Raw genomic sequence first — 17,380 nt, 5'->3', positions numbered from 1 at the left:
CAAGCCGCGGATCCGCGCGGCGAGGGATACTGGACACACGGCGGGCTCGCGGTCCGCACCGCGCTTCACTCACAGGTGACAGCGCGCCTCTCACGACGGCCGGGCACCCGAACAGCGTGCCGATGCCTCAGTGACTCACACGCCGCGGCCCGGCACCGTCCGAGGACCTCGCGCGACAACGACGCGGTCCTCAACCTGAGGAGCAGCACATGGGAGTCCTGATCTTCCTTCTGATCATGGTCGCCGTTCTTGCCGTCCTGGCACTCGCGATGGCCGTGAAAATCGTCAAGCAGTACGAGAACGGCGTGCTGTTCCGCTTCGGTCGCCTGGTGGGAACCCGTGACCCGGGGCTGCGGATCATCATCCCGTTCGTCGACGTCCTGCACCGGGTGTCCCTGCGGATCGTCACCATGCCCATCCAGTCCCAGGGCATCATCACCCGGGACAACGTGAGCGTGGACGTGTCCGCGGTCGCCTACTTCCGGGTGGTCGACGCCGTGAAGTCGGTCATCGCCGTCGAGAACGTCCACGCCGCGATCAACCAGATCGCCCAGACCACTCTGCGCAAGGTCGTCGGCCAGCACACCCTCGACGAGACCCTCTCCGAGACCGACCGCATCAACCTCGACATACGCGAGATCCTCGATGTCGCCACCGTCGAATGGGGCGTGGAGGTCACCCTGGTCGAGCTCAAGGACATCCAGCTGCCCGACAGCATGAAGCGGGCCATGGCCCGCCAGGCCGAGGCCGAGCGGGAGAAGCGAGCGAAGATCATCAACGCGGAGGGCGAGTCCCTGGCCGCCGCCGCGCTCGGCGACGCCTCGGACACGATGATGGCCCACCCCCTGGCCCTCCAACTGCGCAACCTCCAGAGCCTGGTGGAGATCGGTGTCGACAAGAACACCACGGTCGTCTTCCCCGCCCCTCTCATGAGCACCATCGGCGAACTCGGCACCTTCCTCGCCCGGGAGGCCGCAGCGGCCACCTCCCCGGCACCGCCCGCCGACCTCACCAAGACGATCCCCGGCCCCACACCGAACGGAGTGCCCGAGACCGTGTGACCGCCGTACGCGTGCATGGACCATTCGAGACGCTCATTCGATGAAGTCGAGTGCGCCGTACCGGGTGGCCATGGCACTGCGCCGCCTCGGCTGGACCACCACACCGCCCCAGGCCGCACCGGATGCCGCTGGCAGGGCGACCGTGCCCAGAGCTGCACGCGGCGTATCGCCGCGCGCGGCCTCACCCGGCACCGAACCACACGTCCGACGCCCAGTCGACGCCGGACACCCTCCCCCACCAGCCCCTCGGGCCCGGCGGGCAAGCGTCCGGGGGGACGCGCTCAGACGGACCGAACCCGGCTGCCCCGCGCGGCCCACCGGCACCAGGACATGACGACGATCAGTACATCCACCACCGGCCACGAGGAGCAGCACTGGGCGCGGGCTTCCACCCCCACGCCCACGCCACCCCTCCACGGTGGACGATCCCGTTGCCAGACACTACGTCCGACATGGGATCACTTAGCTGATCAGAGAAGCTGCCGCCCAGGATGGGCGATACCTCCATCGGGTCAGGTTCGGAGCAGGGCGCGCAGTCCGTCGGCCGTGTCCGTGGCGGCGAGCAGACGGGCACCGCCGGGGAGCAGGGTCAGCCCGCCGGTGGAGCTTCGCGCCGCGATCCGGGCCCGCTCACGCCCCAGGCCGACCCCCGTGAACGTCACCACGAACGGGCTGGCCGCGAGAGGGACTATCTCCTCGCCGAGCAACGCCTCGACACCACCGGCTGGGTTCTCCGTCACGAACGGCACGACACGCGGACACGCGGCATGCCACCGCTGAGCCGTGGGCCGGGCGGCAGGGCTGGGGAGCCGGAGAGCGAACTCGACGACCTGTGTGGGAACTTGCTGATCGAGTGCCGTACGGTGCCGACCCCGAGCGCGGACGTGGAACCCGTGCACTTTGGCCCAGGTGGAACTGCCCGCCCCGTCGTGCGTAGACGCTGCCGGAAAGCTTCAGTACCGCGGAAGGTCCGGCTCCGGGCGCGGCCGGATACCCTCACGTCGGTGGATACACTGCGGATGACTAGGGGGTTCTCATGTCGCAGAACTGGTTGCTGCTGATACCTGTCGCGTGTCTCGTGCTGATCGTGATCGCTCCGATCGGCGTGCTGAAGCTACAGAAGAGGGCCTTCCGCATGCTGGGCAATTTCCAGTCGGCGACGGCACCGGGCACCGACGCTCCGACCGGGTTCCAGCAATCGCCCCAGGAGAGCCGAGAGGATTTCGTGCGGAGGCACTGGCAGCGTCCGGGCGTGGTGGCCGACGGCGTGACCCTGGTCGATCTCTACGACCGTATCCGGGCCCTTGAGGAACGTGTCGCCAGAGCCGAACAGAACTCCACGCCACCACCACGTGATTGAGCCCCCCCCCTCTTCCCCTCCCGGGCGTCCTGCCGGGCCATGACCGTCGCCCGGCACTCCCCCGCACGAGCCGGACGACTCCCCCTGCTCAAAGGGTCGTTCAGCCTTCACCCGGCCGGTTCCCGCGTCAGTTCGAACGCCCCCGTCAGCCGGCGGGGAGTGTCTAATCAACGGCCCTGTCTCGCATTCGGTGGTGACGGAGTGTGCTGTTATCCGAGGAGGATGCGGTGCCGGAGCAGGGTGAAGTTTGCTCGTCCGTGCATCTGGCGCGCGATCCGTTTGGTCTTGGTGTTGACGCCCTCGGTGGGGCCGTTGCTGTACGGAAGCGTGAGCCCGGCGATCACGGCGTCGATGTCCCGGTCCAGGCCCCGGGTGAAGGCGTGTAGGTGGGGCAGGTCGGCTGTTCGGACTTGGGCGATCCAGTGCGTGAGCGCATCGGCGTTGTCGGTGTGTGGCATAAGGAGCGGGGCGAAGTCTCTGACACCTGCGGCCAGTTGGGTCATCTCCGGGCAGGCGGCGGTGAGCTTGGCCAGGAGTTCATACTGCTCGGGCTTGAGGTTGTCGGGTCTGGTCAGCAGCATTCGGGCGAGCCGGCGTGGGGAGACGTGGCTGCGGTCGGCGTCCGCGCGGCCTTGGTTGATGTACTTGTGCAGAAGGTTCAGGCAGCCCGTGAAGCCGAGGGTCTTGATCTCTTCGAAGAGGTGCTGGACGGGGACGCCGGGGTCTTCACTTCGGCGTTTGCGCAGGTGCTCGCGGTAGGGGTCGACCAGGCTGCGCGGTATTTGGGGACGCGGAGCATGCGCTCGGGCCGGTCGGCTCGGGCGTAGCGTTTGACGGTGTTCAGGGCCAGTTGCAGGCGGCGGGCGCATTCGAGCAGGCCCACGCCCTTCTCGAGCAGGCAATGAACCTGATGCCGGCGTTCGAGGGTGTTCTGAGCGCGGGGCCCGTCGTAGATCGGCGCGTCCAGTACGGTGGCCCAGCAGGTGCTGTGTGCCTTCACCTCGCTCAGGGCGGCTTCGCACAGGTTCTTCCATAAATGCCACCTGTAAATGCCACCTGTCCGCGACCTGCACCGCGTCCGGCAGGGCGCGGCGGATGGCCTCGGCGTAGGTCGCGGAACCGTCACGGCACACGACCTCGACGCCCGGATGATCGCGCAGCCAGGCTTCCAACGTGTCGGCGGTGCGGTCGGGCAGCACGTCGATCCGCTCATGGGTCTCGGCGTCGATCACCACGGTGGCATAGCGGTGCCGCCGGCGCAGGGCGAAATCGTCGACGCCGATCACGCGGGGCACCCGCCCGGTGGGCAACGGGATGCGCAGCAGAATGCGCAGGGCCGTGTGACGGGACAGGCCCACCGCGAGTATCGCCGGCAGACGTGATCCCGCCCGGCCCGCTAACTCTTTCACCACGGCCTTGACCTGCCTGGTCAGACGGGCGGTGCGTCGCTGGTATCGCTCCAGCACCCCGGGCACCTGTTCGCGGAAGGTGTGGCGGCAGCCTCGCGTGGGGCACACCAGACGCCGCACCCGCACACGGACCACCACCCGTCGCCCGTCGACCGGAACGTCGGCCACCGTCCGCCAGTGATAGCCGTGCACCCGTCCCGACGAGGCCCCGCACACCGGGCAGACCGCGGTGTCCAGCGGCGTTCGGGCCCGCACCATGATCCGCTCACCCTCGTCGGCCACATCCTCCATGACCAGCGGAGACAGACCCGAAAACACCGTCTGCACAAGCTCGTTGACATCCATCACATGAAGGTCAACGACCCTGACAACTCTCCGTCACCACCGAATGCGAGACAGGGCCGTTAAGTTGACACACCCTCCCGTCGAGGGAATCTGGTCACTGCTGCGACGCAGCAGCCAGGCCAACACCGCATTCACCGACCCCGACCACCTCATGAGCGCGCTTCGGCACGGCCTCCGACAGATCCAGTACCGCAGCAACCTCATCGACGGATGCCTCACCGGAACCGGCCTCACCTTGACGACATCACGGCAACAACGTCAGTAACTCCTTGACCACGGAGCCGAGTTGGCCGGCCAGGCGGTTGGTGCGGCGCTGGTAGCGCTCCACGACGCCGGGCACCTGCTCGCGGAACGTCTGCCGCGGGCAGCCAAGCACCGGGCACACCAGGCGGCGGACCCGTACCAGGGCAACGACCCGCCGTCCGTCCACCGGCACGTCCGCGATCACCCGCCCATGAAACCCGTGCACCCGCGCTGTTCGCGTCCCGCACGCGGGACACGGCACCGGATCGTCCCGGGTCCGCGCCGGCACCCGGATGACCTCACCCTCGCCCGTCACCCCCTCGATGACCAGGGCCGACAACCCTGAAAACACCACCGCCACAAGCTCATTGACATCGCGCACACCATGCCAACGACAACCGTCACCCTTCGCTACCACCGATTGCGGGCCAGAGCCGAAGACCGTACAGACCCCATCTACGGTTCGCCGGTTGGCCATACGTGCGACACGACCGCCGACGGTTCCCCCGCGTGTCGGGTCTTGCCTGCTGAGCGTTCCGAACCTATTATATTATGACCGTAATTTAAATGAGCGGGCGACGGCTCGCCATCAGCCCGAACGAACGGAGCCCACACCATGCCGCACAAGCGCAGGCGGAGCCGGCCCAGCCGATGCAACTCCGAGTGACAAGTCGGCGACACCCGCACCCCACCAGGCGCAACAGTTCCGTGGTCGCCGGCCGCGATCACGGCCACGCAAGCCCAACTCCTCAGGAAATGGAAACCACGCCATGAGCCAGCCCAGCACGATCCGCCTGGAGCGGACGACCCCGCGGACCGCCAGGATCACGTTCTCGAATCCCCCCGTGAACCTGGTGATCCCCGAGTCCATCGTGACGCTGCACAAGATCGTCTCGGAGCTGGAGAACGACCCGGACATCCAGGTCGTCGTCTTCGACAGCGAACTTCCCGACTTCTTCATCAACCACTTCGACGCCACCGCCGCCGCCGACCTCCCCACGCCCGAGCACGAGGACGACAACCCGCTGTGGACCGACATGGTCCTGCGGCTGAGCAAGGCTCCGTTCGTCAGCATCGCGGCCATCCGGGGCCGTACCCGCGGCGCCGGCAACGAGTTGGCCCTGGCCTGCGACCTGCGCTACGCCAGCCGCGAGAAGGCGTTCTTCGGCCAGCCCGAGGTCGGCCTCGGCCTCGTCCCCGGCGGAGGGGGAGCCGAGCGACTGCCCCGTTCGATCGGCCGCGACCGGGCGCTCGAGGCCATCCTCGGCAGCGCCGACTATGACGCCGACCTGGCCGAACGCTGGGGATGGGTCACCCGCACCCTGCCCGACGCGGAACTCGACGCCTTCGTCGACGCGACCGTCGCCCGCCTCGCCTCCTTCGACCGGCAGGCACTGGCGACCGCCAAGTCCCAGGTCAACCGGGCGACACTGCCGCCGGACGCCCACCTGGTCGCCGCCTTCGGCGAGTTCGCGGGCACCCTGACGCAGCCGGGATTCGCCGCGCGTGCGGTCGGGCTCGGCGCACTGGCCGCCGAAAAGGGCCTCGACGTCGAGTACCAGCTGGGCGAGTACATCGGCCGCGTCAACGAAGCCCTCTGATCGCCCACGACTGACCGCAGCGCCCCACAGGGTGCCCGTGGGCGCCGCGACACCCCGGGCGGGTTCCATCCCCGGCCCACCAGGGTCCCCATGGCGGCCGGGCACGCTCCCACGGCGGCCCGGCCGCCGGGGTACGAACACGGAGGCTGTGTCCGGCACCTCACCAAGAGGGTCGCTGCCCAGCTCAAGACGATTCTTCACTGGGGAAATCAAGCACCGATGGGCTTCTCCTTGATCCGGCGTCCCGTGCTGCTCGCGTACGGCGAGGACGACCGCAGGCTTCCAGCACGAGCATCGTCCGACCTCGCGCATCGCCCGCCCAACGCCTCACTTCGGATCTACCCCGATGCCGGCCGTGGCGGCGTCTTCCGGCACCACGAGCAGTTCGTGCCGCATGTTCCGGGGCTTCTTCGATGAGCTCCCAAGCCGGAGGTATCAGAAAGATGCGTCTGAAAAAGCTGGTTCTTGGTTCCGCGGGCCTCGGGATCGCCGTGATCGGGTTGATCTATCTCCTGGCTCCCCACCTCCTGCTCGACGTCTACGGGGTCGACATCCAGTCGCCATCGGAGGCGAACATTTTCAGGAGCGGTTCCGGGTCACTGTTCGTAGCCATGGCGATCTTGTTCTGCCTGGGGGCCTTTAACACGCGTTACACCAAGACTTCGCTCATCACGCTGTTCACCTTCATGAGCGGCCTTGCTGTGGGGCGCCTGGTCAGCATCGTGGCGGACGGGTGGCCCCATGCGCTGCTGATCGCCGTTCTTGTCGTCGAGGCTTCCTATGCCGGCGCTGCGGCCTATGTGTTGCGGGTGGAGGACTCCTCCCCGCAGCTGAAGGAGACCGCCTAACAGCAGTGTCGCGCGATACCGGCCGCGCCATCTGATGGCTCGTTCTCGCAGCACAGAGGCGTGACCTGCGAAAACGAGGACCTGCGGCTCGATCGCGCATTGGACCGGCGACACCCGGATCGGCGAGCTACGGCAGTACGCAATTGATCAGCCGACGTTCCACTGCCACTTCGTCCCGGACCCCGACGGCTCTCGAACAGCCCAGACCATCAAGCCCGCCCGCGTGCGCTGCCGGCCTCAACGAAACCGCTGACCTTAAAGAACAAGCTCAGGCTTCTGGGCTCAGTGCCCCCGGCTGATCACCGCTGACACGCGCCAGTGACGTGAGAATCTCCTTGCGGCAGACATCGAGGATTTCGTCCGCCAGCGGAGAATCGTCCGGGCATGCCCGAGACAGCATGATCGCTCCGACCGAATGGGCGAGCATGTCGATCACCATGGTGCGGGCCGCGCATTGGTCCGCGTCCCCCGGCGTGTCGCTCGGGGCCTGAAGGGCCGTCAGCAGGTTCTCGATCCCGGCCGCGAACTCTGTTTTGATGTCCGCCGGCTGACGTGCGGCATCGCCGCTGAGGGCCGCGATGGTGCAGCCGTCGCCGCGCCTGTCGCGATGCTCCCGGGAGACGTAGCTCTCGGCGAACTCGGCGGGACCCATGCCTTCTGTCCGTGCCGCGGTCTGCGAGAGCCCGCTCGCGGACGCTTCGGCCATCAGGTCGGCCTTGGAGCGGAAGTGCTTGTAGAACCCGCCATGAGTGAACCCGGCGGCTGCCATCAGTTCCGCCACGCCGACACCGTCATAGCCGCGCTCGCGGAACAGCCTGGCTGCTGTCGCGACGATATGCGCGCGGTTCTGCTCCGCCTGTGCCTTGGTGACCCGCATGTCCAGCCACCCTCCTGTGAGTCGACGCTCGTCGCCCAAGGATACATAGATGACGATCGACATCAAAGAACTTGACTTCTTAGATGTCGATCGTCATCTTATTGTTCATCCCCACCAGAAAGGCTCAGGCCATGAGTGACACACATGTGACCGCACCGACCCGGTACGTCGAGGTCGACGGCGACCGGTTCGCCTACCGCCGCTGGGGCAAGCCCTCCGGCGTCCCGATCTTCCTGGTCCAGCACTTCCGCGGAGGGATGGACCACTGGGACCCCCTGCTCACCGACGGCCTGGCCGAAGGCCGTGAGGTCATCCTGTTCAACGGGCGCGGCATCGCCTCGTCATCCGGCACGCCGCGTAACCGGATCGAGGACATGGCCGACGACATCGCCGCGGTCATCCGGGCGCTGGGGCTGGAGCAGGTCGATCTGCTCGGCTTCTCGATCGGCGGTTTCCAGGTACAGGAGGTCACGCTGCGCCACCCTCAGCTGGTGCGCAAGCTCCTCCTGCTCGGCACCGGCCTCCGAGGCGGGGACCCGACGAGTGACCCCCAGGTGCCTGACCACGCGTTGAATCCGGTCCACGTCCTGGAGAACTTCCTCTTCCTGTTCTTCGGCCGCTCGGAAGCCGCGATCGAAGCCGGCCGGACCTTCTGGGAGCGGCGTCACCAGCGGGCCGACCAGGACACGCCGGCCTCGCCCGCAGTCGCGCAGGCGCAGGTCGAAGCGCTGATCGCCTATGCGGAACCGCTGCCGGGCGACAATCCCTACGCCTACCTGAACGCGATCACCCAGCCCACGCTGGTCCTCAACGGCGAGAACGACGTGATGATCGCCTCGGTCAACTCCTGGCACCTCGCCCAGAACATCCCCGACGCCCAGCTGCTGATCTACCCCGACGCCGGGCACGGAGCGCAGTTCCAGTACCCCGAGCGATTCCTGAAGCACGCCCTTCAGTTCCTCGACGAGTAGGCAGCTGCACGCGAACGGCACACCCCCGGCCGACAGCCGCCCCGGGCATTCCTGCGCCGTCCGCCACCCATAAAGCATTACGTACGTAATATAATTTGCCCATGCTCATGGCGAATGCCTCATCGGATGCACAGCCCGGAACGCGGGTCCGCCCGGATGTCCGCCACCAACAACCTGAGGAATCACGCATGCTCGACAGCCTGTGGACCCCGACCGTCGCCGGAAAGATCTCCCTGCCGCACCGTCTGGCGATGGCCCCCCTGACCCGGAGCAGGGCCACGCCTGACGGTGTGCCGACCGAGCTGAACGCCGAGTACTACGCCCAGCGCGCCTCGCACGCCCTGATCATCACCGAGGGCACCCAGCCCTCCGCCGATGGCCAGGGCTATGTGGTGACCCCGGGCATCTACACCGACGAGCACATCGCCGGCTGGCGCAAGGTCACCGACGCCGTGCACCGGGCCGGCGGACGCATCGTCATCCAGCTCATGCACGTCGGACGCATCTCCCACCCCGACAACACCCCCCACCACCGGCAGGCGGTGGCCCCCTCCGCGATCAGGCCGGCAGGCCAGATGTTCACCGACTCCGGGATGCAGGCGATGCCCCAGCCGCGCGCACTGTCCACCGAGGAGATCGCCGCGACGGTCGACGACTTCCGGCGGGCCGCCGCGGCGGCCATCGCGGCCGGCGCCGACGGCGTCGAGATCCACGGCGCCAACGGCTACCTGGTCCACCAGTTCCTCTTCCCCAGCACCAACCAGCGCACCGACCAGTACGGCGGCTCCCTCGACAACCGCGTCCGCTTCGCGGTCGAGGTCGCCACCGCCGTCACCGACGAGATCGGCGCCGACCGCACCGGCATCCGGCTCTCCCCCGGCAACCCCTTCCAGCTCGGCGACCTCACCGAGGACGACACCCACCAGCTCTACCCGCACCTCGTACGCGCCCTCGCCCCCCTCGACCTCGCCTACCTGCACCTCGCCCACGGCGGCGACGAGGAACTCCTGGGCACGCTGCGCGAGCTGTGGCCCAACACGCTGATCCTCAACCGCGCCGGCACCGACATCGCCACCCGCGCCAAGGACATCGACAACGGCATCGCCGACGTCGTCACCGTGGGCTCGATGGCACTCGCCAACCCCGACCTGGTCGAGCGCATCCGTGCGGGTGCGCCCTTGAACACCCCCGACCCGGCCACCTTCTACGGCGGCGGCGCAGCCGGCTACACCGACTACCCCACCTACGCCGCCTGACCCAAGCGCCCGGCGCCCGAGGCAATCGCCTCCCTCGGGCGCTCCGGCGTACGCACGCCAGGGCATAGATGCTGAACGTCCGCACGCGTACCGAGCGCGGGTCCTGGGGTGCGACCCGGGCGGCAACGTCGTCGATCACGGTGAGCACCCCGTCGTCGTACGCGCGTCGGGTCGCGTCCGTGCCGCGGGCGATCTCGTCGAGCAGGGCGGCCGACGGGCAGCCGTGCTCAGGACTGTCACGGTGCTGCACCGAGAGAGAGGCCCGCAGGATCTGCTCCATCCCGGCCTGGCCGGGCACCGCCGCACCCACAGCCTCGCACTGCGCGCGCAACTGGTCGGCGACCGCCGTCGCGACCGGATCGTCCTTGGAGTCGAAAGGGGCGTAGTCGGTAGGCGGTCTCGACGTCGTCGAGCTGTGCCGGGTAGGGGTGTTCGGGGGCATGGCGGAGGTTCACGACGAGCGAGCGGATCCCGGCGGCCTGCGGTCCGAATGCATGGAGGCGGTGGCTGAGCCGCCGAAGTGGAAGTGCAGCGGCGCCCGGTCGGGGTCGTGCCGGCGGGGATGGCCCAGAGGGCGGGGACGCCGTCGGCGCCGACCTCGGCGTAGGTGACGTCTTCCGGTTCGGTGGACGCCAGGTGGTGCGTCTCGGCGATGTCGCGCAGGATGCCCAGGTCCAGGTCCGGCGTCATCCACTTGGTGCGCACACCGTCCAGGAACTGCGCGAACTCGATGCGGGCGAGAGCGCGAGCAGGAGACGCGGTGGCGGATCAGCGAGACGGCTGGGCGTCGGTTCAAGAGCGGCGGGATCGACGGTTCGGGGATCGCCGCGCTGATGGCCTGATGCCGGTCGCTCTTGTGGGGGCTGGACACGATGCGCCCCGCCCCCGGCGGCTGTCAGAACATCGTGTTGTCGTTGGCGGCGGTCTCGGGCACGGCCTGCTCGGAGCTCCAGTGCTCGACGATCCTGGCATCGCGGACCCGGAAGAGGTCGATGACCGACCGGCCACGCTCGCCCGGCGTGTCGACGTAGTGGCTGTGCACGGCGACCAGGTCGCCTTCGGCGATGACGCGTTTCGGTGTGACACTCGACTGCGGGAACTTGTCGAAGTAGCTGCCCAGGTCGGCCTTGAGGCCGGCCGCGCCGTCGGAGATGTTCGGGTTGTGTTCGTGGTAGTCGGCGCCGACGTAGGCGTCGATGGCGGTCAGGTTTTTGCGGACCAGCAGCTGGTCGACGAACGCGGTGACCAGTTCCTTGTGGTAGGCGGTGAACCAGCGCTGCCCGACCGCGTCGGTCCGCGGCTCGCTGAGCGTGGCGAACATGTCGTTGCCGCTGGCCGTGGTGGCGGGCACTTCCTGAATGACGTCCCAGTGCTCGGCGATCTTGCCGTCCTGGAAGCGGAACAGGTCGAACACGGCCAGACCCTCGGTGCCCGGCACCATGACATAGCGGGAGTGCAGCAGCACCAGATCGCCGTCGGTGATGATCCGGCGGGGCTCGAAGGCGGCCTGCGGGAACTGCTGTCGCATGGCGCCGCTGAAGTACTTGAGGGCGTCGGCTCCGTCGGGCGCCAGGGGGTTGTGCTGGATGTAGGAATCGGGCCGCACGACCCGATCGACGATGGCCGTGTCGCCGAGGACGAACACGTCATGCAGCAGTTGGCCGGCAACGTGTGCCTTGCTGTCTCGGACGGTCAGCACGATCTTGCCGGTGGTGCGGCCGGTCTCGCCGAGCGTGTGCGCCTTCGCGGCCTCGGCGAGCGGGAAGGTGGCCTCGACGTGGGCGCGCAGTGCGCCGGTCTCGACGAGGGCGGCGATGGCCTGCATGCCGGCCTGGTCGGCCTCGACCAGCAGCGACTCGTAGCGGATCCCCCGCTCGGCGATCGCCGCCAGTTCGCCGGCGTCGACGGGTACCGGAAGGATCGAGATGAGGGTGCCGCCCGGGCGCAGCACGGCCACGGATCGGGCGCGGGCGGCGGAATCGAGGGAGATCGGGTCGAGGACCACGTCGATGTCGCTGAGCACCTCGGTGAAGTCGACGCTGTGGTAGTCGATGACCTCGTCGGCACCGAGGGATCGCAGGAAGTCGTGTTTGGCGGCGCTGGCGGTGCCGATCACGTACGCGCCGCGGGCCTTGGCGATCTGCACGGCGAGGTGACCGACGCCGCCGGCCGCCGCGTGGATCAGGACTCGCTGCCCGGCCCGGACGCCTGCGGTGTCGACCAGTGCCTGGTAGGCGGTCAGCGCGGCCAGCGGCAGCGCACCGGCCTGGACGTGGTCGATGCCGGCGGGCTTGTGCGTGAAGACGCGGGCCGGCCCGGTCACGTACTCGGCGTGCGAGCCCACTCCGCCCGGGTAGGGCAGCATGCCGAAGACCTCGTCGCCGGGCTTGAACAGGGTGACGCCCACGCCGACGGCCTCGACGACGCCGGAGACGTCCCAGCCGAGCACCAGCGGCAGCCGGGCGATGGTCGCGGACCGGGCACGGTTCCCCCAGTCGGTCGGGTTGACCCCGGCCGCGTGGACGGCGACCAGGATCTCACTCACCCCTGGCGCCGGTTTGGGTAGCAGGGTCTCCTGCAGCACGTCTGGGGTGCCGTAGGTGTCCTGGCTGATGACTCGCATGGTCTCGGTGTCTTTCATGGGCCCAGCCTGGCCGCCGTCACAGGCCCACTACAATGGCACGATCGCCAATTTTCGACGGGATCCTGCCGTGATCAAAGTGCACCGCGTCGTTGTCCTCGCCTCGCACGGGGTGTACCCGTTCGACCTGGGTATTCCCCACCGCGTCTTCGGCGCCGCAGACGGCCGCTACGAGGTCGTGACCTGCAGCATCGACGGCCACCCGGTGCGCACCAACGCGGACTTCTCCATCACCGTCGATCATGGCCCGGAGGCGTTGCGCACCGCCGACACCGTCGTCATCCCACCGTTCCAGACCAGCAACCCCGGCCGTCAAACGCTGGTCGATCTGGCGCAAGTCCTCGCGTACGTGGCCCCCGGCACCCGGATCGTGTCGACCTGCACCGGCGCCTTCATGCTGGCCGCGGCGGGGCTGCTCGACGGGCGCCGGGCCACCACGCACTGGCACGCCACGGACCTCTTCCAGGAGTGGTACCCGCAGGTGGAACTCGACCCGAACGTCCTGTTCGTCGACGAAGGCGACGTGCTGACCTCGGCCGGTGCCGCCGCCGGCATCGATGTCTGCCTGCACCTTGTCCGCAAGGACCACGGCAGCGAGATCGCCAACCGTGTGGCCCGCACCTGCGTCGTCCCCCCGTGGCGCGACGGGGGCCAGGCGCAGTACATCGAACACCCGGTCCCCGACGCAACGGCGAACGACACGTCCGCCGCCCGGCAGTGGGCACTACAGAACCTGCACAACCCGCTGACCCTGAGCGACCTCGCCGAGCAGTCGAACATGAGCCTGCGCACCTTCGCCCGCCGCTTCAACGAAGAAGTCGGCTTGAGCCCCGGACGCTGGCTCATCCAGCAACGCGTCGACCGGGCCCGGCAGTTGCTGGAATCCACCGACCTGCCGGTCGACGAGATCGCCGGCCAGGTCGGCTTCGCCGGCGGCACCTCGCTACGCGAACACCTGCACACCGCTATCGGCGTCACACCACTGGCCTACCGGCGCACCTTCCGAGGCGCACCGGCAACGAGCCGTGCCGCCGCGACGGATGCCCGGCGGGACGGTCAAGCACGTCGCCCTCGACCGTAAAATTGTGTACGCCATACCATCGGCCATGCCGGGAGCCAGTATCGGTCGCGCGTATGACAGCAAACGCAGCCGCGAGTCGAGCTGTGGCCGAACACTCTGATCCTCAACCGGACCGGCACCGACATCGCCACCCGCGCCAAGGACATCGACAACGGCATCGCCGACGTCGTCACCGTGGGCTCGATGGCACTCGCCAACCCCTGCCTGGTCGAGCGCATCCACCTTCTACGGCGGCGGCGCGGCCGGCTACACCGACTACCCCACCCACACCGCCTGACCACAGCCCCCGGCGCCCGAGGCAGTCGCCTTCCCCGGGCGCTTCGGCGTACGCACGGCGCAGCCAAACAGCGGTGAACATGCACTCGCGACGCGAGCGGTGCGCCGTCGATGACCACGAGGTCCCGTCCCGCGGCTCCGCCTCCGGACTCGCCGACAAGGCCGTACTCGTCACCGGCGGACTCGGCAGCGCCACGGCCCGAGCCCTCCTCTCCCGCGGCGCCCAGGTCGGCATCGTGGATCTGCATCCGGACACGCCGGAGATCGCGGCCGGCATTCGTCGTCCCACGTCGTCGGCTCTACCGCGGACGTCTGCGACCGCAGCGCGCTCGACGATGCCGTGGCCCACGTGTGTGAGCGGTTCGGGCGGGTTGACGTCGTGATCTCGAACGCCGGCATCATGGGGCAGGGCTCCACACTTCCGTGGAGCAGATCATCGCCAACCAGGGCCAGGTCGTCCTGATCAGTTCCGTCTTCGCCTTCCTCAACGGTGTGGGGGCCATTCCCTACGCGATGAGCAAGTCCGCGGTCGAGCAGCTCGGGCGCGGACTGCGCGTGGAACTCGCCCGCCACGGCGCCTCCGCCACCACCGCCTACTTCTCTCTGATCCAGACGGACATGGTCGGAAACGGCGTCGACGCGGATCCTGCGATCACTGAGATGCTGGCCAGGACATCGCCGCGGCCTCTGCTCAAGCGCCTGGAACTGGACCAGGCCGCCGAAGCCGCAGGCCATCGAACACCGGTCACCCCGTGTGATCCGGCCGGCTCGCTGGCCCCGCGGTCCGTGCTGCGAGGAGTGATCAACCCGGCGACCGACGGGCGGCCGGCACAGGATCGCGTGCTGCACGCGATCCTCGGCAAGCTCGACGGGCGGTCAGGCCGCTGAGCACAGTGCGACCTTGTCGCCCGGCTTGATCCCGCGCGAGACGAGCAGGTTGGCGGCGGCGTCGAGGGCGGCGTACGTGATGCGGTCGTCACCGAAGACGATCGCGGTGCGCTCCGGGTGTCGGGACGCGGTGTCCGTCAGCAGTCGTGACACGTTGCGGCTCGGGCTGAGCATCATTGCTCTCCTGGTCTGCGGGCGGGGGCGGTCGAGCCGGGCAACGGCCGAGGCCGCCACGTGAGCCCGTTCGATGGCCCGCGGATCGGCCACAAAATCACCTGTCGATCATAATATTACATACGTCAGATCACGGATTAGGATGGGATACGAGGCAATGGCCCGGCGGAGTTGAGGGAGGAACCCTGTGGCGCGCTACACCAAGGAACACAAGCAGGTCACGCGGCAGCGGATCATCGAGCGGGCCGGCCACCGGTTCAAGCAGGACGGCATCGACGGCTCCGGCATCTCCACGCTGATGTCCGACGCCGGGCTCACCAACGGCGCCTTCTACGCCCACTTCGAGTCCAAGGACGACCTCGTCGCCCACGTCGTCGCCGAGCAGCTGCGCACGCAGGTCAAGCAGTACGGCACGCTGCGGCCCGGCCGCGAGGGACTCGAGGATTTCATTCGCTGGTATCTGTCGCCCGAGCACCGGGACAACCCCAGCGACGGCTGCCCGTCCGCGGCCCTGCTCGACGAGATCGGCCGCTGCGGTGACGCGACCAAGGATGCCTACACCGACGGCGCGAGGGCCATCCTGGACGAGCTCGCCGCCCGTCTGGCGCCCGAGGATCCGCAGTCCGCCCGGGGGCAGGCCATCGGGCTCTACACCATGGCGGTGGGAACGCTGCAGCTGTCCCGCGCGCTCTCCGACCGGAAGTTCTCCGACGAAGTCCTTGAGCAGGGGATCGAGAACGCCCTCGCCTTCGGGCGATGACGGTCAGTACCGGCTGGGTGAGCACCTGGCATGGGCCGGGACGCCGGCGCCGTGCACCCGCGTTTGCGCGCTCAGCCTGAGCGGGTGGTCCCTGGGGCGACGCGCTCTCGGCAGCGACACCGACGCGACGGCCCTCCGCTCGTACGGCGGCCGGCGTCGCGCGCGTTCGGCAGGCGCCGCAGCGGCAGCGCACTCCTGGGCCCGGCGCCCGGACGGGACGCCGACCACACCGGTCTCCGCGTCACCCTCCTGCACGGCAACCGCCTCGGCGCCGTTTGACCGAGAAGCGAGCAGGTCGGTCACGTCGGACAGGTGACAGAGCCGCCCGCCCACCCGGGCGTCACGGCTCTGACCCAGTCCTCGGCCCGTACAGACCGCACCGCGGCCCTACTACGGCCGGCCGAAGAACTCGAGAGCCGTCGGCACGAACTGCTCGTGGTACTGGAAGATGCCGCCGTGGCCGCCGTCGGGGTAGATCACCAGCTCGGAGTTCGGCAGTCGCCGGTCCAGGTCGTACGAGTTCGGCGTCGGAACCATCCTGTCGTGGTCGCCGTTGGCGACAAGCACGGGGATCTTGATGACGGACAGATCCTGCGGCCGTGCCAGCCCCCAGCGGTGGATGGCCTTGAGCTGGGAGAAGTAGGACTTGAGAGCAATCGCCTTGTCGCGGTCCTTGGTGCGCTCCTTCAGACGGGCCAGGAACTCCTTGCCGGCCCGAATCCCGTTCGGGGTGCGGGTGAAGAAGAGGAACTGCTTCACGTCCTGGAAGGTGAGCAGCGCCCGGACGGTGTCGAAGTGGGAGATCCGGGTGACGTTCTTGATGCCCTCGCCGCCGGCCGGACCGGTGCCCGCGAGGATCAGCCTGCGGATGAGCTGCGGGTCGGTCTCGGCGATCACCTGGGCGATCATGGCGCCCATCGAGAAGCTGAGGACGTCGACCTGCTCGAACCCCAGCGCCCGGATGAAGGTGACGGCATCCTTGGCCATCTCCTCGATGGTCTTCGGCGTCACGCCGGTGGAGGCACCCACGCCCCGGTTGTCGAACGTGATCACCCGGTGCTGGGCGGCGATGCCGTCGACGACCCGGGGGTCCCAGTTGTCCAGGACCGCGGCGAGGTGGGTGATGAAGACGACCGGCATGCCGGTCCGGGGGCCGAGGTCGCGGTAGGCGAAGGTCACTCCGTCGGCGGTGACGGTGCGGGTCTGCGCGTTCTTGTACGACGTCACCACGTCGCCTCGTGTTTCGTGTGCGTTCACGGTCGTGCCCTTCGATGTGTGGGTTACCGCCACTGTGCGCCAATTTCTGCTTCCTCGCAGGTGGACGTAGAGCGGACGGTGCTCCTGCCTCCCGGCTGCGACCGCAGTCCGGAGTCGACGGTCAGAGGGGGCTCATGGAGAACCGCCTGGATCAGGTTCCTGAACAACCCGCCGACCATTGAAGTATGACCGTAATCCCATCAGGACGCAAGAGCGGGTCAAACAAGATGCACTGCGGCGGAATCACGGGTTCCCCGGGCGTCGGGGTGCACCAGCGCAGCGAACCACCAGGGCAGGAGCGGCTCACCTACGCCGGCGGCCACGAGACGCTG

At 68.5% G+C, this 17,380-nt stretch carries 16 protein-coding genes and 4 pseudogenes; 12 read left to right on the top strand and 8 right to left on the bottom strand.

Annotation, left to right across the window (positions count from 1 at the left end; genetic code table 11):
• Nucleotides 1–209: 209 nt before the first annotated feature.
• Nucleotides 210–1,061 (top strand): slipin family protein, encoded by an 852-nt coding sequence (locus tag ACQCO7_RS43200; protein ID WP_464076981.1) that lies wholly within the window; start codon nucleotides 210–212, stop codon nucleotides 1,059–1,061.
• Nucleotides 1,062–1,573: 512 nt separating this feature from the next.
• On the opposite strand, the gene ACQCO7_RS43195 is transcribed toward ACQCO7_RS43200, so the two are convergent.
• On the bottom strand, nucleotides 1,574–1,801 hold the full coding sequence (locus ACQCO7_RS43195; protein ID WP_464076980.1) for a hypothetical protein: 228 nt from the start codon (nucleotides 1,799–1,801) through the stop codon (nucleotides 1,574–1,576).
• Nucleotides 1,802–2,097: 296 nt separating this feature from the next.
• Here ACQCO7_RS43195 and ACQCO7_RS43190 point away from each other — a divergent pair, with 296 nt between their 5' ends.
• The gene (locus ACQCO7_RS43190; RefSeq protein WP_464076979.1) at nucleotides 2,098–2,421 is read left to right on the top strand and encodes a hypothetical protein; all 324 of its coding nucleotides are present in this window, start codon (nucleotides 2,098–2,100) and stop codon (nucleotides 2,419–2,421) included.
• A 209-nt stretch (nucleotides 2,422–2,630) separates the two neighbouring features.
• Here ACQCO7_RS43190 and ACQCO7_RS43185 read toward each other — a convergent pair whose 3' ends face one another.
• Nucleotides 2,631–4,175 (bottom strand): ISL3 family transposase, encoded by a 1,545-nt coding sequence (locus tag ACQCO7_RS43185; protein ID WP_464076978.1) that lies wholly within the window; start codon nucleotides 4,173–4,175, stop codon nucleotides 2,631–2,633.
• 76 nt (nucleotides 4,176–4,251) lie between these two features.
• Here ACQCO7_RS43185 and ACQCO7_RS43180 point away from each other — a divergent pair.
• Nucleotides 4,252–4,440 (top strand): annotated as a pseudogene (locus ACQCO7_RS43180) (IS630 family transposase); the annotation flags it as partial.
• On the opposite strand, the pseudogene ACQCO7_RS43175 reads toward ACQCO7_RS43180, so the two are convergent.
• Nucleotides 4,438–4,800 (bottom strand): annotated as a pseudogene (locus ACQCO7_RS43175) (transposase family protein); the annotation flags it as partial. The pseudogenes ACQCO7_RS43180 and ACQCO7_RS43175 overlap by 3 nt on opposite strands.
• 388 nt (nucleotides 4,801–5,188) lie before the next feature.
• Here ACQCO7_RS43175 and ACQCO7_RS43170 point away from each other — a divergent pair.
• Nucleotides 5,189–6,019 (top strand): enoyl-CoA hydratase/isomerase family protein, encoded by an 831-nt coding sequence (locus tag ACQCO7_RS43170; protein ID WP_464076977.1) that lies wholly within the window; start codon nucleotides 5,189–5,191, stop codon nucleotides 6,017–6,019.
• A gap of 443 nt (nucleotides 6,020–6,462) precedes the next feature.
• The gene (locus ACQCO7_RS43165) at nucleotides 6,463–6,867 is read left to right on the top strand and encodes a DUF4345 domain-containing protein (RefSeq protein WP_464076976.1); all 405 of its coding nucleotides are present in this window, start codon (nucleotides 6,463–6,465) and stop codon (nucleotides 6,865–6,867) included.
• Between the two features lie 268 nt (nucleotides 6,868–7,135).
• Here ACQCO7_RS43165 and ACQCO7_RS43160 read toward each other — a convergent pair whose 3' ends face one another.
• Nucleotides 7,136–7,807, bottom strand: a complete 672-nt coding sequence (locus ACQCO7_RS43160) for a TetR/AcrR family transcriptional regulator (protein WP_464076975.1) — start codon at nucleotides 7,805–7,807, stop codon at nucleotides 7,136–7,138.
• A 68-nt stretch (nucleotides 7,808–7,875) separates the two neighbouring features.
• Here ACQCO7_RS43160 and ACQCO7_RS43155 point away from each other — a divergent pair, with 68 nt between their 5' ends.
• Both ACQCO7_RS43155 and ACQCO7_RS43150 read left to right on the top strand, forming a co-directional pair.
• Nucleotides 7,876–8,715, top strand: a complete 840-nt coding sequence (locus ACQCO7_RS43155; protein WP_464076974.1) for an alpha/beta fold hydrolase — start codon at nucleotides 7,876–7,878, stop codon at nucleotides 8,713–8,715.
• 188 nt (nucleotides 8,716–8,903) lie between these two features.
• Nucleotides 8,904–9,971 (top strand): alkene reductase, encoded by a 1,068-nt coding sequence (locus ACQCO7_RS43150; protein WP_464076973.1) that lies wholly within the window; start codon nucleotides 8,904–8,906, stop codon nucleotides 9,969–9,971.
• Nucleotides 9,972–10,866: 895 nt separating this feature from the next.
• Here ACQCO7_RS43150 and ACQCO7_RS43145 read toward each other — a convergent pair.
• Both ACQCO7_RS43145 and ACQCO7_RS43140 read right to left on the bottom strand, forming a co-directional pair.
• Nucleotides 10,867–11,619, bottom strand: a pseudogene (locus tag ACQCO7_RS43145) (nuclear transport factor 2 family protein); the annotation flags it as partial.
• Nucleotides 11,620–11,658: 39 nt separating this feature from the next.
• A pseudogene (locus ACQCO7_RS43140) lies at nucleotides 11,659–12,594 on the bottom strand (NADP-dependent oxidoreductase); the annotation flags it as partial.
• Between ACQCO7_RS43140 and ACQCO7_RS43135 the strand changes: the two are divergent.
• The 4 genes from ACQCO7_RS43135 to ACQCO7_RS43120 all read left to right on the top strand — a co-directional run bounded on the left by ACQCO7_RS43135 (nucleotide 12,584) and on the right by ACQCO7_RS43120 (nucleotide 14,857).
• Nucleotides 12,584–13,693: a GlxA family transcriptional regulator gene (locus ACQCO7_RS43135; RefSeq protein ID WP_464076972.1), complete on the top strand. Its 1,110-nt coding sequence runs from the start codon at nucleotides 12,584–12,586 to the stop codon at nucleotides 13,691–13,693. The pseudogene ACQCO7_RS43140 and the gene ACQCO7_RS43135 overlap by 11 nt on opposite strands.
• 356 nt (nucleotides 13,694–14,049) lie before the next feature.
• On the top strand, nucleotides 14,050–14,352 hold the full coding sequence (locus ACQCO7_RS43130) for a hypothetical protein (protein WP_464077456.1): 303 nt from the start codon (nucleotides 14,050–14,052) through the stop codon (nucleotides 14,350–14,352).
• The gene (locus tag ACQCO7_RS43125) at nucleotides 14,310–14,432 is read left to right on the top strand and encodes a hypothetical protein (protein ID WP_464076971.1); all 123 of its coding nucleotides are present in this window, start codon (nucleotides 14,310–14,312) and stop codon (nucleotides 14,430–14,432) included. The genes ACQCO7_RS43130 and ACQCO7_RS43125 overlap by 43 nt, the downstream gene beginning before the upstream one ends.
• Nucleotides 14,393–14,857 (top strand): SDR family NAD(P)-dependent oxidoreductase, encoded by a 465-nt coding sequence (locus ACQCO7_RS43120; RefSeq protein WP_464076970.1) that lies wholly within the window; start codon nucleotides 14,393–14,395, stop codon nucleotides 14,855–14,857. Before ACQCO7_RS43125 ends, ACQCO7_RS43120 begins: the two co-directional genes overlap by 40 nt.
• Here the strand turns inward: ACQCO7_RS43120 and ACQCO7_RS43115 are convergent.
• Nucleotides 14,846–15,031 carry an AMP-binding protein gene (locus ACQCO7_RS43115; protein ID WP_464076969.1) on the bottom strand — a complete coding sequence of 62 codons (186 nt, stop codon included), beginning with the start codon at nucleotides 15,029–15,031 and terminating at the stop codon, nucleotides 14,846–14,848. The two genes, ACQCO7_RS43120 and ACQCO7_RS43115, sit on opposite strands and share 12 nt — an antisense overlap.
• A gap of 187 nt (nucleotides 15,032–15,218) precedes the next feature.
• Here ACQCO7_RS43115 and ACQCO7_RS43110 point away from each other — a divergent pair, with 187 nt between their 5' ends.
• Nucleotides 15,219–15,791: a TetR/AcrR family transcriptional regulator gene (locus tag ACQCO7_RS43110; protein WP_464076968.1), complete on the top strand. Its 573-nt coding sequence runs from the start codon at nucleotides 15,219–15,221 to the stop codon at nucleotides 15,789–15,791.
• A gap of 390 nt (nucleotides 15,792–16,181) precedes the next feature.
• On the opposite strand, the gene ACQCO7_RS43105 is transcribed toward ACQCO7_RS43110, so the two are convergent.
• Nucleotides 16,182–17,048 carry an alpha/beta fold hydrolase gene (locus tag ACQCO7_RS43105; protein ID WP_464076967.1) on the bottom strand — a complete coding sequence of 289 codons (867 nt, stop codon included), beginning with the start codon at nucleotides 17,046–17,048 and terminating at the stop codon, nucleotides 16,182–16,184.
• Between the last annotated feature and the right edge of the window lie 332 nt (nucleotides 17,049–17,380).

Source organism: Streptomyces saintjeani (assembly GCF_055409605.1).
Note: the sequence above shows the minus strand (reverse complement) of the source record. Positions and strands in the feature narration are given on the sequence as shown.

Excerpts from the sequence above, each read along its gene's own strand:
- ACQCO7_RS43185 (WP_464076978.1), bottom strand. The coding sequence starts at position 4,175 with ATGGATGTCAACGAGCTTGTGCAGACGGTGTTTTCGGGTCTGTCTCCG.
- ACQCO7_RS43155 (WP_464076974.1), top strand. The coding sequence starts at position 7,876 with ATGAGTGACACACATGTGACCGCACCGACCCGGTACGTCGAGGTCGAC.
- ACQCO7_RS43200 (WP_464076981.1), top strand. The coding sequence starts at position 210 with ATGGGAGTCCTGATCTTCCTTCTGATCATGGTCGCCGTTCTTGCCGTC.
- ACQCO7_RS43150 (WP_464076973.1), top strand. The coding sequence starts at position 8,904 with ATGCTCGACAGCCTGTGGACCCCGACCGTCGCCGGAAAGATCTCCCTG.
- ACQCO7_RS43190 (WP_464076979.1), top strand. The coding sequence starts at position 2,098 with ATGTCGCAGAACTGGTTGCTGCTGATACCTGTCGCGTGTCTCGTGCTG.
- ACQCO7_RS43160 (WP_464076975.1), bottom strand. The coding sequence starts at position 7,807 with ATGTCGATCGTCATCTATGTATCCTTGGGCGACGAGCGTCGACTCACA.
- ACQCO7_RS43165 (WP_464076976.1), top strand. The coding sequence starts at position 6,463 with ATGCGTCTGAAAAAGCTGGTTCTTGGTTCCGCGGGCCTCGGGATCGCC.
- ACQCO7_RS43130 (WP_464077456.1), top strand. The coding sequence starts at position 14,050 with ATGCACTCGCGACGCGAGCGGTGCGCCGTCGATGACCACGAGGTCCCG.
- ACQCO7_RS43115 (WP_464076969.1), bottom strand. The coding sequence starts at position 15,031 with ATGCTCAGCCCGAGCCGCAACGTGTCACGACTGCTGACGGACACCGCG.
- ACQCO7_RS43135 (WP_464076972.1), top strand. The coding sequence starts at position 12,584 with ATGACTCGCATGGTCTCGGTGTCTTTCATGGGCCCAGCCTGGCCGCCG.
- ACQCO7_RS43170 (WP_464076977.1), top strand. The coding sequence starts at position 5,189 with ATGAGCCAGCCCAGCACGATCCGCCTGGAGCGGACGACCCCGCGGACC.